10 protein-coding genes are annotated in these 14,799 nt (G+C 68.7%); 4 read left to right on the top strand and 6 right to left on the bottom strand.

Going from position 1 to position 14,799, the window contains the following annotated elements:
• Window positions 1–134 precede the first annotated feature (134 nt).
• Both ACFVS6_RS07015 and ACFVS6_RS07010 read left to right on the top strand, forming a co-directional pair.
• Window positions 135–3,104 carry a helicase-related protein gene (locus tag ACFVS6_RS07015; RefSeq protein WP_389701370.1) on the top strand — a complete coding sequence of 990 codons (2,970 nt, stop codon included), beginning with the start codon at window positions 135–137 and terminating at the stop codon, window positions 3,102–3,104.
• On the top strand, window positions 3,101–7,249 hold the full coding sequence (locus ACFVS6_RS07010) for an Eco57I restriction-modification methylase domain-containing protein (RefSeq protein WP_389701368.1): 4,149 nt from the start codon (window positions 3,101–3,103) through the stop codon (window positions 7,247–7,249). The genes ACFVS6_RS07015 and ACFVS6_RS07010 overlap by 4 nt, the downstream gene beginning before the upstream one ends.
• Before the next feature lie 23 nt (window positions 7,250–7,272).
• Here ACFVS6_RS07010 and ACFVS6_RS07005 read toward each other — a convergent pair whose 3' ends face one another.
• Together ACFVS6_RS07005 and ACFVS6_RS07000 are read right to left on the bottom strand one after the other, a co-directional pair.
• Window positions 7,273–7,476, bottom strand: coding sequence for a DUF397 domain-containing protein (locus tag ACFVS6_RS07005; protein ID WP_389701367.1), 204 nt, complete (start codon window positions 7,474–7,476; stop codon window positions 7,273–7,275).
• Window positions 7,473–8,336, bottom strand: a complete 864-nt coding sequence (locus ACFVS6_RS07000; RefSeq protein WP_389701366.1) for a helix-turn-helix domain-containing protein — start codon at window positions 8,334–8,336, stop codon at window positions 7,473–7,475. The genes ACFVS6_RS07005 and ACFVS6_RS07000 overlap by 4 nt, the downstream gene beginning before the upstream one ends.
• A 198-nt stretch (window positions 8,337–8,534) precedes the next feature.
• Here ACFVS6_RS07000 and ACFVS6_RS06995 point away from each other — a divergent pair, with 198 nt between their 5' ends.
• Entirely contained in the window at window positions 8,535–9,056 is a 522-nt protein-coding gene (locus ACFVS6_RS06995; RefSeq protein ID WP_389701364.1) for an ATP-binding protein, read from the top strand.
• On the opposite strand, the gene ACFVS6_RS06990 is transcribed toward ACFVS6_RS06995, so the two are convergent.
• From ACFVS6_RS06990 to ACFVS6_RS06975, 4 genes are read right to left on the bottom strand one after another with little or no spacing between them, the layout of a single operon-like run.
• Window positions 9,020–10,765: an ABC-three component system protein gene (locus tag ACFVS6_RS06990; protein ID WP_389701362.1), complete on the bottom strand. Its 1,746-nt coding sequence runs from the start codon at window positions 10,763–10,765 to the stop codon at window positions 9,020–9,022. The two genes, ACFVS6_RS06995 and ACFVS6_RS06990, sit on opposite strands and share 37 nt — an antisense overlap.
• Entirely contained in the window at window positions 10,743–11,030 is a 288-nt protein-coding gene (locus tag ACFVS6_RS06985; protein ID WP_389701360.1) for an ABC-three component system middle component 6, read from the bottom strand. The genes ACFVS6_RS06990 and ACFVS6_RS06985 overlap by 23 nt, the downstream gene beginning before the upstream one ends.
• Window positions 11,027–11,950: an ABC-three component system protein gene (locus ACFVS6_RS06980; RefSeq protein ID WP_389701358.1), complete on the bottom strand. Its 924-nt coding sequence runs from the start codon at window positions 11,948–11,950 to the stop codon at window positions 11,027–11,029. The genes ACFVS6_RS06985 and ACFVS6_RS06980 overlap by 4 nt, the downstream gene beginning before the upstream one ends.
• Window positions 11,951–11,993: 43 nt before the next feature.
• Window positions 11,994–12,377 carry a DUF4357 domain-containing protein gene (locus tag ACFVS6_RS06975; protein WP_389701357.1) on the bottom strand — a complete coding sequence of 128 codons (384 nt, stop codon included), beginning with the start codon at window positions 12,375–12,377 and terminating at the stop codon, window positions 11,994–11,996.
• Window positions 12,378–12,555: 178 nt separating this feature from the next.
• Here ACFVS6_RS06975 and ACFVS6_RS06970 point away from each other — a divergent pair, with 178 nt between their 5' ends.
• On the top strand, window positions 12,556–14,712 hold the full coding sequence (locus tag ACFVS6_RS06970) for a UvrD-helicase domain-containing protein (protein ID WP_389701355.1): 2,157 nt from the start codon (window positions 12,556–12,558) through the stop codon (window positions 14,710–14,712).
• Window positions 14,713–14,799 lie beyond the last annotated feature (87 nt).

Raw genomic sequence — 14,799 nt, 5'->3', positions numbered from 1 at the left:
GGGGTGGGGTCCGCCCTCGAATGGGTGGCCGGCGGGATCGCGTCCCGCCGGCCACCCATTCCCTCCCTCGTACAGCCCACACAGACCGCCCGCACAACTCAGCCATCCCCCGTGCATCCACTCGGAAGGCCCGTATGACCACCGCCGTCCCGCCGGCCCCGAAGTACGCCGTCGGCTCCCTCGTCCACGTCCGGGGCCGTGAGTGGGTGGTACTGCCCGACTCCACCGAGGAGCTGCTGGTGCTGCGCCCGCTCGGTGGGGCCGATGTCGACATCGCGGGGGTGCTGCCCGGTCTGGAGACCGTGGTGCCCGCCACGTTCGCCCCGCCCACGCCCTCCGACCTGGGCGACCAGCACACAGCCGGTCTGCTGCGCACCGCCCTGCGCATCGGGTTCCGGGCGGGGGCCGGCCCCTTCAGGTCCCTCGCCTCGATCGCAGTGGATCCACGCCCCTACCAGCTGGTGCCGCTGATGATGGCCCTGCGCCAGGACACCGTACGGCTGTTGATCGCCGACGACGTGGGCATCGGCAAGACCGTCGAGTCGGGGCTCATCGCGGCAGAGCTGCTCGCACAGGGCGACGCCCGCGGTCTGGTGGTGCTGTGTTCGCCGGCGCTGGCCGAACAGTGGCGGGCCGAGCTGCACGGAAAATTCGGCATCGACGCGCGTCTCGTGCTGCCGGCCACGATCGGCCGTCTGGAGCGCGAGACCCCGTACGGGCAGTCGGTGTTCCGCCAGGACGGCGTGTACGTCGTGTCCACCGACTTCATCAAGTCGCCGCGGCACCGGGAGGACTTTCTGCGCAACTGCCCCGACCTGGTGATCGTCGACGAGGCGCACACCTGTGTCGCGGACGGGTCGGCCCACGTCGCGGCGCGTACCTCGCAGCAGCGGTACGGACTGTTGCGCGCGCTCGCCGACGACCCTGCCCGGCACCTGCTGCTGGTCACGGCCACCCCGCACAGCGGCAAGGAGGAGCCCTTCCGCCGGCTGCTCGGACTGCTGGACCCGCGCCTCGCCACGGTCAGCTTCGACACCCGTGCGGGGCGTGAGCTGCTCGCCCAGTTCTTCGTGCAGCGCCGCCGTGCCGACATCCGTGAGGACTTCCAGGACGGCGCGCACTTCCCCTCCACCCGTGACTCCGCCGAAGTGGGCTACACCCTGCACCGCGACTACCGCGCACTGCTCGGCGAGGTCCTGGCGTATGCACGTGAGACGGTGCGCTCCGCCGACGGCGCGCTCCAGCAGCGTCAGCGCTGGTGGTCGACGCTGGCCCTGCTGCGCACCCTGTCCTCGTCGCCGGCCGCCGCCGTGCGGTCCTTGAACACCAGGGCGGGCGTGCAGGAGGCGGACACCCCCGACGAGGCCGACCGCACCGGGCAGTCCACGGTCTCCGACCCGGCCGACAGCGACAGTACGCAGTCCGCCGACGAGGTCCCGGGCAGCCTGCTGCCCGCTGCCGCGCGCACGGACGGCCAAGTGATCGGCGACGAACTCCTCGACGACGAGGAGAAGGCCCGCCTGGTCGCCATGGCCGAGGCCGCAGGGAAGCTCGCGGGCCCCACCCGTGACGGCAAGCTGAAGAAGCTGGTGACCATGGTCACCGACCTCCTCGACGCCGGCTACCGGCCGATCGTGTTCTGCCGCTACATCGCGACCTCCGACTACGTGGCTGGCCACCTGGCGAAGGTGCTCAACAAGAAGGGGACCGAGCACCCGGTGGCAGTCGCCTCCATCACCGGTGAGCTCTCGCCCGACATGCGGCTCCACCGGATCGCCGAAATGACCGCCGCCGACGAGAACGGCGACCCGGCACCCGAGCGGCGTGTGCTGGTGGCCACCGACTGCCTGTCGGAGGGCGTCAACCTCCAGGAGTCCTTCGACGCCGTCGTCCACTACGACCTTGCATGGAACCCGACCCGCCACGAACAGCGCGAAGGCCGCGTGGACCGCTTCGGGCAGCGCACCGACATCGTGAAGGCGCTCACCCTGTACGGGGCGGACAACCCCGTCGACGACATCGTCCTGAAGGTGCTGCTCCGCAAGCACGAGCGCATCCGCCTCGCCACCGGCATCTCCGTCCCCGTGCCACAGCAGGCGGAGAGCGCCATGCAGGCGGTATTCGAGGAGCTGATCCTCCGCGGCGAGACCCCCTCCTTCGAGCAGGAGGGGCTCTTCGAGCGGGAGGAGGCGCACGCTGCCGCCGAACAGCTGGAGATCGCCTGGGAGTCCTCCGCCGAACGCGAGAAGGCGTCCCGGTCCCGCTACGCCCAGAACACGATCAAGAAGGAAGAGGTGGCCGCCGAGGTCGCCCAGATCCGTGCCGCGCTCGGTACCGGCGAGGAGGTCATGGAGTTCACCCGCCGTGCGCTCGGCGCGCTGCGCGGTGTGCCCGCCGACCGCAAGCAGGGCGGTTTCACCGCACACACCGACGCCCTGCCGCAAGGCCTGCGGGACGCCGTCACCGCCGCGCTCGGCCCCCGCCATCCGCGCCCGGTCGTCTTCCACGACGCGCCGAGCGCGCCGCGCGGCGAGGTGGCGCTGACCCGTACCGACCCGGTGGTGGCCGCGACCGCCCGCTTCGTCCTCGACACAGCGCTGGACGAGAAGTTCCCGGACTGGCAGCGCCCGGCCCGCCGCTGCGGGGTGGTCCGCACGAGCGCCGTGCGACGCCCCACCACCATGCTGCTCGTCCGGCACCGTTTCCAGCTGAACCTGCCGACCCGCGACGGCGGAGTGCGCACACAACTCGCCGAGGACGCCCGGGTGGTGGCCTTCCACGGCAAGCCCGAGGCGCCTCAGTGGCTCACCGAGGAGGAGGCCCTGACCCTTCTGGAGGCCCGCGCCACCGGCAACTCCGACCCTGGGTTCGCCACCAGCCACATCACCGAGATCCTCGCCGCCCTCGACACCGGCCTGATGGAGGAGCTGCGGGCTCGCTCCAAGGCCGCCGCGAAGGAGCTGGAGGCCTCGCACCATCGCGTCCGTACCGCTGCCAGGGCCCGTCTCGCCGGCCTGCGGGCCGTCCCACAGGGCGACCCCGACGTCCTCGGTGTCTTCCTCTACCGCCCGGCCGCCACGATCCAGCTGGGAGCGGACGCATGAGCATCGCCAGGACCATGGTCACCGACACCGTCGCCACCGTCGGCGGTCTGCTCCCGTACGACCTTCTCGTACGGATCAAGGAGGGCAAGGAGCAGACGGGCGCCAAGCCCGCCGACTACCGGCTCTTCGCCAAGGGCGAGTCGGTACGGGATGCCGCCGAGCGTTCCTGGGCCTATCTGCACGGTGTCTGGACCGCCTACCAGGACGGCCTCGCCCGCGACGGTGCGGATGACGACGCCGGCGTGCACGCGATCGGACTCACCACCGAGCGCTGGCTGCTGCCCCTGTTCGAGGAGCTCGGGTTCGGCGCCCTGCCCTCCGTGCCCGAGCCTGGCCTGCCGGCTCACGACGAGGCGAAGAACTTCCCGGTCAGTCACCAGTGGGCGCACGTGCCCGTGCACCTCACCGGCTGGAACGTGCCCCTGGACCGCCGGACCCCGGACGTGGCACCGCAGGCCCCGCAGTCCATGGTCCAGGAGTACCTCAACCGCTCCGGCGACAAGGCTCTGTGGGGTGTCCTGTCGAACGGCCGCCAGCTGCGGCTGCTGCGGGAGTCCGCGTCGCTGACCGGTGCCGCGTTCATCGAGTTCGACCTGCAGGCGATCTTCGAGGGGAAGCGGTCCGACGACTTCGTCCTGCTGTGGCGGCTCCTGCACCGCACCCGCTTCGAGGGCACACCGGCCGTGTCCTGCCCGCTGGAGAAGTGGCGCACCGAGGCCATCGACTCCGGCACCCGCGCCCTGAAGGAGCTCCGCAAGGGCGTCGAGAAGGCGCTCACCGTGATTGGCAGCGGGCTCATCGCCCACCCCGACAACGGAGACCTGCGCGAGGCCCTGCGCACCCGCACCACCACGGTCCGCGAGCTCCACCCCGCCCTCCTGCGACTCGTCTACCGGCTGCTCTTCCTCTTCGTCACCGAGGACCGCGGCCTGCTCCTGGACCCGGTCGCCGCCGACGGCCCACGCGAAACGTACGAGAAGTACTTCTCCACCGCCCGCCTGCGCCGGCTCGCCCGCCGTACCGGCACCCCGCACAGCGACCAGTGGGAAGCCCTCACCCTGGTCATCAACGGGCTGGGCAAGCCCGGCGGCCGCCCCGAACTGGGACTTCCCGCACTCGGCGGCCTCTTCGAACCCACCGCGGTCGACCGGCAGCTGAAGGGCCTCGCCCTCACCAACGAAGCCCTGTACGAGGCGGTCCGGGCCCTCGCCGTCATCTTCGACACCAAGCTCGGCAGGCCCCGCAGGGTCGACTATCGCCACCTGGGCGCGGACGAACTCGGCTCGGTGTACGAGTCACTGCTCGAACTAGAAGCCCGCCAGGACAACGACGGCTCCTACGTCCTGAAAAAGCTGGACGGCAACGACCGCAAGACCTCCGGCTCCTACTACACCCCCTCGCCACTGATCGACTGCCTCCTCGACTCCGCCCTCGACCCCGTCATCGACAAGGCGGTCCGCTCGGGAACGACGAAGGAGGAGCGGGAGGCGGCACTGCTCTCCCTGACCATCTGCGACCCGGCCTGTGGCAGCGGCCACTTCCTGGTCGCCGCGGCTCGCCGTATCGCCCGCCGTCTCGCGGAGATCCGCACCGACGATCCGGAGCCGGGTGCTGAGGATGTGCGTCACGCCCTGCGCGACGTCATCTCCCGGTGCGTGTACGGCGTCGACCTCAACCCGATGGCCGTGGAATTGGCCAAGGTGTCGCTGTGGATCGAGGCCATGGAGCCGGGCCGCCCGCTCACCTTCCTCGACGCGCACATCAAGCACGGCAACGGGCTCCTCGGCACGACGCCGAAGCTGCTCGCCCGCGGGCTGCCCGATGAGGCGTTCAAGGTCCTGGAGGGCGACGACTCCAAGGCGGTCAGAAACCTGAAGGCCCGTAACGCGAGCGAGCGGGAGCGGTGGCTGACGGCGCTTCGGCACGGCGCCAACCAGGACGCCCTGTTCTCCGAGCAGGCCGCACTGGAGATCTCCAATGCGGCCATAAGCAGCAAGACTTCGGCCATCACGGCCGCCCCTTCGGTGATGCTTGAGGACGTCCAGGATCAAGCCCGCGCGTACCGCGAACTGACCACGTCCAAGGACTACGTCAAAGCCCTCAGGCTCGCTGATGCCTGGTGTGCGGCCTTCGTATGGGAGAAGGGCGAGCGGACCTCACCGGCCGCCCTCACCACCGACTCCCTGCTGTCCCTGCATGCCGCCGAGGGTGACACGGACGCCCAGGTCGACACCCATGCGAACCTGCCCGACGGCACGGTGCACACCGTGCGACGGCTGCGCGAGGAGTACCGCTTCTTCCACTGGCACCTGGAGTTCCCCGAGGTCTTCCGGGTGCCGGCCGACCCGGCGGCGCCGGGGGTGGACCAGCGGACGGGGTGGAAGGGCGGGTTCAGCTGCGTACTGGGGAACCCGCCGTGGGAGCGGGTCAAGCTCCAGGAGCAGGAGTTCTTCGCCACCCGCGACGAGAAGGTCGCCACCGCTGCGAACAAGGCGGCTCGCGAGCGCCTGATCGAAGCCCTCGCCGACAGCGCGGAGGAGTCGGACCGGGCGCTGCACGCCGAGTTCATCGCCGCACGCCGCGTCTCCGAGGGTGTCAGCCACCTGTTGCGCGGCTCAGGCCGCTTCCCGCTGGCCGGGCGCGGTGACGTCAACACGTACGCGGTCTTCGCCGAGACGGCTTCTCTCAGCATCGCCCCCACGGGGCGCTTCGGTCTCGTCCTGCCGACCGGTATCGCCACGGATGCTACGACCGCGCCGTTCTTCTCCGACCTGGTGCGCACCTCGCGGCTCGGGTCCTTCCTGGACTTCGAGAACGAGGCGTTCATCCTCAGCCGGGATGTGGACCACCGAGTCCGGTTCTCACTACTGACGGTCACCGGCCGGGGCGAGCGGGTGGACGAGGCCTCCTTCGCCTTCGGCACCAGGTACATGGAGGACCTCGACGAGCGCCGCTTCGCCATGCCGCCGGAGGAGATCCTCCTCGTCAACCCCAACACAGGCACGCTCCCTGTGTTCCGCAGCCGCCGCGACGCGGAGATCACCCTCAACATCTACCGGCACGTCCCGGTCCTCAAGCGGGAGCCTGACGCGGAAGGGAAGGGTGCCACGGACCCGTGGGGCCTGACCTTCATGACCATGTTCCACATGTCCAACGACTCGCACCTGTTCCGCGGAAAGGCCGAGCTGGAGGCCGAGCGCTGGAAGCTGGAGGGGAACATCTTCACCCACCCGTCCGACGACCGGCGCTACCTGCCGCTCTACGAGGCGAAGATGCTCCACCACTTCGACCACCGGCTCGGCACGTACGAGGGTCAGACGCAGGCCCAGGCAAATGTGGGGACGCTGCCCCGGGTCACGCCGGAACAGCACGACGACCCCGACTTCGCGCCGCTGCCCCGGTATTGGGTGCCTGAGTTCGACGTGGACTCGGGGAAGCGGGACGCGAAGCTGAACCCGATCATGTGGCCGGGGGTGGCGTCGCGGCTGGCGGAGCGGAAGTGGTGGAACGGGTGGCTGCTGGGGTGGCGGGACATCGCGCGGTCTACGGATACGCGGACAACGATGGCCACGGTGCTGCCCCCCTACGGTGTCGGCCACACCAACCCGCTAATGTTCCCGTCGGACGCAAAAGCGGCGGCTCTGTTGCAGGCGTGCCTGTCGTCGTACATCTTCGACTATGTGATCCGCCAGAAGATCGCAGGCACGCACCTAACATACGGGTACCTGTATCAGCTACCGGTTCCCGAGTTCGCGGACTTCGTCGAGGTGCCCGGTGGGACCGAGTGGTTCACCGAGCGGGTCGCTGAACTGTCCTGGACCAGCCGGGACATGACGCCCTTTGCCAAGGACCTAGGTTATTCCGGGCCACCGTTTCGATGGAGCAGTGACCGTCGCGACCTGTTGCGAGCCGAGCTGGATGCCGCGCTGTTCCGCCTCTATGGGCTGAGCCGCGACGACGTTCAGTACGTCATGGAAACCTTCCCCGTGGTTCAGCGCGAGGACGAGGCCACCCACGGCGCATACCGCACCCGGGACCTCATCCTCGACGTCTACGACCGCATGGAAGAGGCCCGCGCGACCGGCGGCACATACCAGACGTTGCTGGATCCGCCGCCAGGTAAGGGGCCCCGCCACGACACATGAGCGGACGTCGTGGGCGGAGGCGGTCAGTCGGATCGACTCCGCCCGACGTCCGCGACGAAGCAGGCCCAATCGTCGGGCTTGAACGCGAGCTGGGGGCCACCGCGCTCCTTGGAGTCCCGTACGTGGACGGCGGCGCGGGCGGCGGCGACCTCAACGCATTCTCCGCCTTCTCCGCTGCTGTGCGAACTCTTGAACCACTTGAGCTCTATGGGCTGTTCGGTGCTCATTGGTCTCCCAGCAACTTCTCGATCAAGGCCAGGGACTCGCTTGGGTTGAGGGCCTGGGCGCGGATGCTGCCATAGCGCGCAGCCAGCATACGAACCTCCTCCGGGTCCGTCACGAGTCGGCTGATGTTCTGGACCTCCACGTACGCCATCTGCGATTTCCCTGGCGGGGTGAGCAGGGTGAACGGGCCACCCAGGCTCGGGTGGTCCGTACGGTCCGTGGGCATGACCTGTAGCTCAACATTGCGCAGTGGCGCCACCGCGAGCAGGCGAAGCAACTGCTCCTTGTGAACCGCCGAGGATCCCGTGGGCCGTTGCAGGACGGACTCCTCGATGGTGAACGAGACAAGCGGCGGGGGCCAGTGTGTCAGGATCTGCTGCCGCGCCAGACGGGAGGCCACTCGTTGCTCGATGGTCGCTTCGTCGAGCAACGGACGGCGGCTGGTAAAGACCGCACGCGCATGCCTCTCCGTCTGAAGCAAACCCGGCAGTGAGAGCGCCGCGTAATAGTGCAGCTCAATGGCCTTGGCCTCCAGGTCCGCATAGTCCTGGAACCACCCCGGATGCCGCACCCGCCGCCGCGTCCTCACCCGCTCCACGTCCTCCGCAAGCACCGCCAGCAACCCACCACATCCCAGCAGCTCATCCACCGCCACCAGGAAGTCCGGCTGCGGCGTCCGCCGCCCCCGCTCGATCGAGGAGATCTGCTCCTCTCCGTACCCGACCCTCCGGCCCAGCTCCCGCTGGCTCATCCCAGCCCGTTCCCGCGCGGCCTTGATCATGCGGCCGATGGCGCGGAACAGGTCCGCGGCCTCCTCCGTACCCGCTGGGTCCTCGGCGCCCGCCCCACCTCGTACCGCCATCGCCTGCCCCGTTCCTCATCCCACCACCGACCGGACCGCCGCATACGGTCCACCGACCGTCGCCGGACGACGTCACGGGCGGACACCCGTACAGCCGCGACCGCCCACCCGGACAGCCTGCCCGTACCGCCGGACAGTCACGCGCTGTACCGCGCCGGCTACTCCCCACCGTAGAGCCGTCACGTCACTGTCGGTGAGGTGAACAAGGAATCCGGGACCGCGACCCATGACTCCTTCGCGAACTCCGACCACGTGAGCTTCAGCACCCTCTTCCCCACCACCCGGCACGGCGCCCACGCAGTACGTCACGCCGCCGAACGGTGGCTCGCATCGCACCTGTCACCGAACGACCCGCGCGACGGCGACCTCGCCACTTCCGCCGCCCTCCTCGTCGCCGAACTGTCCGCAAACGCCGCCCTGCACGGCCGGGTACGCGGCCGCGGCGCCCGCCTCACCCTCCGGCTCGACGCCACCGAGCTGCGCGTCGAGGTCACCGACGCCCGCGGCGACCGGCTTCCTACGCCTCGACACCCCGACGGTGGCGGCGAGTCGGGCCGCGGGCTCCTGCTCGTCGAGACCCTGTCGGACGACTGGGGCGTACGCCCGCACCACCCCGGCGGAAAGACGGTGTGGGCCGTGCGCCGCCGGTGGGCTGCAGCCACCACAGCCCGGCCCCACAGCGGTCAGAAGTGGAACCCGAACAGCCCGCCTTCCTCATAGGTGTCTTCGAGGCGAGGCTCGATCACATAGGGCGACGGGTCGAAGCCACCCAGCCGCGCCCGCTCCAGCTTGTCGGAGTTGAAGGTCACCACGTACTGGAGGCCCTCCTCGTCGGCAACCTCAGACGCCAGTCTCAGCGCTTCCGTGACCTGTCGGTCGTCCACCCCGTCGAAGAGATGGCTGTCGTGGACGAGGAAGTCCGGCCCTCGGCCATGACGGTGGGCGAGGACCGCGGCCGCGAGATCGAGACAGAAGATCACCATCTTGTTGATGCCAACACTGTCCCGGCTGTCGACATGTGCCGTGATTTCCAGACTGCTCGTGCCGGCCCTGATGGTCAGGTAGGCGTCCCTGTCCTGGCCGTAGAGGCGGCGAGCAAAGCGGGAGAACAGCCAGGTGGCCTCCCTGGTCTGTTCACCGCGCTCCTCCAGGTCGACCTCCAACGCCTCTTGGAGCTCCACCCGCTTCGCGGTGATCTCCCGCTGGCTGGCCTCCATGAACTGTGCCGTCTCGTGCTGTTTGCGCAGCGCCTCCAGCGCGGCCTGCTTCTGCGCGAGCAGCTGCTGGAGCGCCGTCAGACCATCGAGCGCTCCTCCATCACGAAGCTCGGTCAGCGCCGCGGTGAGCTGCTCTCCCAGTCGGGCACGTTCACGTTCACGTTCCGCGAGGCGAGCTTCCGTCTCGGTGATCTCCTCAGCGAGGTAGCGTCGCCGGTTGCGGACGATGGAGGCATGGAAGCCCCGTACGTCCTCGAAGCTCCGGTGCACGCGACTCGGGAGGGTGACGCCCAACTCCCGGTACACAGCGTCCACATATGCTGTGTCCGGATCGACGGCCTCATCGACGGCGCGGCGCAGGACCGCCAGGTTGCGGCGGTCGATCACATCCTGCTCCGGTAGCGACCGGACCCGCTGATCCAGCTCGTCCGCCCGCCGCTGGAGTTCCTCGTAGGCCGGCACCACTTGAAACGCGGAGATCTGCCGCCTGAGCCGGTCCACATCCCCCTCCGCAACAATGATCTTGCCGCGCAGGTCGGCCGTCGTACCGACGACCTGGTTCCAGGTGGGATCGTTCATCGCCGACCGCAGTTGCCTGCGCGTCGCCTCGCGCGCGGCGATGTCCCGGTAGCCGGAGGCAAGCCGCCAGTCCAGGCCCAGCAGGTACGCGAGATTGGCAGCCGCCTCGGCGGCCGACTGCTGGGGATAGGTCCGCACCGGGTCGTTGAAGGCATGCGAGCCGACGCGACGCACGAGCAGCGAAAGGAGAGCGCGCCCCGAGACGCCGGGATGGTCGGCCGGCAGTCGGAAGAGGTCGCTTTCGATCCGCGTGGTCCACTCCGGCACCGGCATCTCTCGCCTGACCCGGACCTCGAAGAGCCCTCCGTCCTCGGCGGCGCCGGGCAGATCGGTCAGGACGATCCCGGGCTGGGCTCCCCGCCGGCTCACCCGCAACAGATCGCCCTGTCCGGGCCAGTCCATCGTCAGGGTGAAGCGGGTGTTCCGGAGCTCCGGACGGGTGGGGAGGGCGCCTTTGCCCGCTCTGGCCCCCAGGGTGAAGTGGAGCAGTTCCACGAGGCTGGACTTGCCCGTACCGTTGCGGCTGTCCGTCCTGGCCGCCCCGGCGTGTGCTTCGGCGACCAGGAGGTTGAGGCCGGGCCGAAATTCGACCGTACGGAACCGTGGATCGTCAGCGCTCAGACGTCGCAGCATCATCCCTCCTTCCGACCAACAGGTCGTTTCTTCTGACCAACAGCTCGTTGCGGAACTCGATCACACCGAGCGCGTACAGCACATCGAGCCCGAGGACGAACCACTGGAAAGAGACCGGAGAGTGATGTCCCAGACGGCGGCGCTCCTCACGGAACCTCGACCACGTCTGCGTCACGGTCATCGGCATGTCCAGCACCTTCGCGATCTGCGCGCCGACGGCCAGCAGGGAGCGATCGGGGGAGATCCCCTTCGTCGGCGTGATCACGCGCCGCTCCCGACTGCCTCGTCCGGCATCCATCCATCCGGCGGCACGTCGAAGACGTCGCACCTCTGGAAGAAGTAGGCGATGACAATCCAGGCGCAGTACATGGAGCTCAGACTCGGATTCGCGTTGCCGAGGATGTACTCCTGCAACGCGGTCCACAGCTTCTCTTGACTGTCGGTCTTACTCCTAGTCTGGTCGTAGTACACCCGGAATCCCTGGGCGACCTGGTCCCCTTCGTCCGGTGCGGCGATGCCGGCGTAGTACGCCTCGACCAGGGGGCTGTGTCTGATGCCCTGGATCAGTGCGTCACGGACATCACCCGTGAGGCGATTCCACTCGAGCTTGTACTTGTTGACGTCCGGGATGGCGGTGAGCGGCTCCACCGTCTGGCGCTGGTCGCCCAGGCGGGCCAGCAGCGCCTCCAGGTCCGTGAGGCCGAGACCGTACGTCTTCGCCTGGATGGGGAGCTCGCATCCCAGCAGGTCCTCGGCGGCCATCTGGTCGAGTCGCATGACGTCGTTCCACAGGTGGTGCCAGCTGTAGGAGAGCACCCGGAGTGGACGCAGCTTCTCCTGTGCCTCGGCCATCAGCACGCTCAGCTCCGGATGGACGCCCTTGAGGTCGTTGATGGCGAAGCGGAAGGTGTCGAACGAGCCCGGACGCTTTTCGAGCGCTTTGTCCAAATCGGATCGGAACTTCGCTTTGACCTTGCTCATGTCCTCGGTCTGCGGCGAGTAGCAGGCCCAGAGCTCACGCTCCCACAGCAGAAGCCCGTCGGCTCCCATATCACCGAGATTGCCGTGGGTGCGCACCGCCACGAAGTCCGGGTGCAGCAGGCTCAGCAGATGATGAATCAGCTGCTCGAAGCGCTCGCCCGGCATATTGGTCAGCTGGGTGCGCAAGGTGAGCTGCGCCAGCATGCGCTGAGTGAAGTCCACTTGTTCAAATCCCCCGTTGGATTATTCAGAGCCGGCCGCGCAGCACGCTCAGGGACGTGCCGTCCTCCGTGCGCCAGGCGTCCCATCCATTGGACTTGCTCTGGGCCACCACGTCACATGCGCCGGACGGGGATTCACAGACGCGGCCGTCGTCCAGGCGGAGGTGCCCTTCTTCCGTGACCTGCGCATGGTGTTCCTGCCCGAGATTGCGACGCCGCCAGACCAGTGGCTGCCCCGGCTTCAGCAAGCCCGCGTCGAGCAACGGCGCGAGCGCACCGGGCCGGCCTTCGGCCGAATCCAGGGCGAGGAGTCGGCGCAGCACGCTGTTGGCCGTATCGATCAACGGCCGGGCCTCACGCTGCAGGCACTCGAAGACCTCGGCGTCGACGGTGATGGTGTGCGTGGACATCCGCCCTCCCAAGCTTTTCTCCAGATTTTTTCTCTTCATGCAATGTGGAGAAAAATTAAGGGGCGCCTGCGGTCGCTGTCAAGGTTCCACTCACAGTCAGCCCTATCCAGCAAGGCGCGAATGTCTGTAAACTCAGTCAACGTCCGCTTGCTGTGTCGTTCAGGGGAAAGACAGAGTCATGCCGCAGATCGCGATCACCAACACCTTCTGGGAAGGCGTGGACCGGCTGGACAAGTCGGCCCGCGCTCGCGTCCACAAGGCGATGGGCAAGTTCCAGCAGATGACCGTCCCCCAACTCCACGCCGACAAAGGGCTGCACCTGGAGTCCGTGGTCAGCTCACGCGACCCGCGCATGCGCACGATCCGGGTCGACGACGGGCTGCGCATCGTGCTGCTCGCCCCTGACGACGGCAGCGACCTCTTCGTTTTCGTACACGTCGTCTCCCACGACAAGGCGTACGGATGGGCCAAGCGACGGCTCTACACGGTCAACTCGGTGACCCGCTGCCTCGAAGTGCGTGACCTCACCGCCATGGAGCAGATCACCCCACTCTTCGCACAGGAGGCCGAAGCCGCACCCCAGCTCCTCTTCGCCGCCTGGTCGGACACCGTGCTCCGGCATCTCGGCATCGACGAGGTCACCCTGCGCGCGGCCCGCACCATCACCGGCAAACAGCAGTTGGAGGCCTTCGGGTCACTGATGCCGGAGGACCAGTTCGAGGCCCTGTGGCTGCTCGCCGAGGGATTCGACGCCGACACCGTTTACCGCGACCTCGTCGCCGTGCGGCAGGCCGTCACGATCGAAGGCTGCGCCGAACAGGGCGAGCTGGCAGCAGCCGTCAGCCGTACCCGTAGCCGGATCGCCCTCGTCACCGGGGCCGAGGAACTCGCCGACATCCTCGCCAAACCCTTCGACGCCTGGCGCGTCTTCCTCCACCCCGCCCAACGCCGCATCGCCTACCGGCCCGGCTATGCGGGCCCCGCCCAGATCACCGGCGGACCCGGCACCGGCAAGACCGTCGTCGCCCTGCACCGCGTCAAGCACCTCCTCGGCCGCGCGCCCGACACGCGGATCCTGCTCACCACGTACACCGGTGCACTCGCCCGCTCCCTGCGCGCAGGGCTTGCTCTCCTCCTCGACCACGACCAGCCGCTCCTCGACCGGGTCACCGTCACCACGGTCGACGCGCTCGCCCGGCGCGCCGTGCAGCAACTGAACGGTCCGCCGGGCACCGTCCTTGGAGACAAGGACGAGCGGCGGCGCTGGCAACGCCTGGCCCGGATTCTCGACCTTCCGTGGAATGACGCCTTCCTGGCCCAGGAGTATCGGCATGTGGTGCTGGCCCAGGATCTGCGCACCCCCGAGGAGTACAGCGTCTGCCGGCGGCGCGGGCGAGGCAGCGCGCTGGGGCAGGCCCAGCGCGAGCGGGTGTGGGAGGCAATCACCCGATTCGAGGACGAGCTCGCCCGCGACCGGTCCTGCACCTGGCTCCAGCTGTGCGCGCATGCAGCCCGGCTCCTGCACGACAAGCCGGGCACGGGACCGTCATACGACCATGTGGTGGTGGACGAGGCGCAGGACCTGCACCCCGCCCAATGGCGGCTGCTGCGGGCTGTGGTTTCGGACGGTCCGGACGACCTGTTCCTCACAGGCGACCCGCACCAGCGGATCTACGACGCCCGGGTCTCTCTCCGTTCGCTCAGTATCTCCGTCGCCGGGCGCGGGGCGCGACTACGCCTCAACTACCGCTCCACGGAGGAGATCCTGCGCTGGTCACGGGCGCTGCTCGACGGGGAACCGGTGACCGATCTGACCGGCGACGAGCCGGACACACTGTCCGGCTACCGGTCCCTACTGCACGGGGAGCGGCCCGTGTGCGAGGGGCACGGGACGGAGCCGGCCGAGGTCGAAGCCGTCGTCAGGCGGGTGCGTGAGTGGGTGGCGGCCGGGGTCGCCCCCTCGGAGATCGCGGTCTGCGCACGGTTCCACACACAGACCTCTCGGATCGGGGAGCGGCTCGCCGCGGCCGGGCTCCCCGTCGTACGGGTCAAGGACGGAGAGCCGGACGGTACAACTGGGGTGCGCCTTTCCAGCCTGCACAGCCTGAAGGGTCTGGAGTTCCGTTGCGTGGCGGTGGCCGGGGTGACGGCGTCCGCGTTCCCGTTCCAGACGGCGGTAACTCCGGCCGAGGTCGACCCGCTCCAGCATGCGACGGATCTCGCCGCCGAACGATGCCTGTTGTTCGTGGCGTGCACCCGGGCCAGGGAGGCGCTGTACGTGTCGTACAGCGGGCGGCCGAGTGCATTCCTCGACGGGGTGACGCGGAGAGGCTGATCAGGGCTGACCGCGCAATTCCGGCCTGTGAACAAAGTCAATGGCCGTAGTAGCCTAACCGGCGCAGGAGAGCAGGGACGGTGGCTT

This window comes from Streptomyces sp. NPDC057939 (genome assembly GCF_042887545.1).
GTDB lineage: Bacteria > Actinomycetota > Actinomycetes > Streptomycetales > Streptomycetaceae > Streptomyces.
Note: the sequence above shows the minus strand (reverse complement) of the source record. Positions and strands in the feature narration are given on the sequence as shown.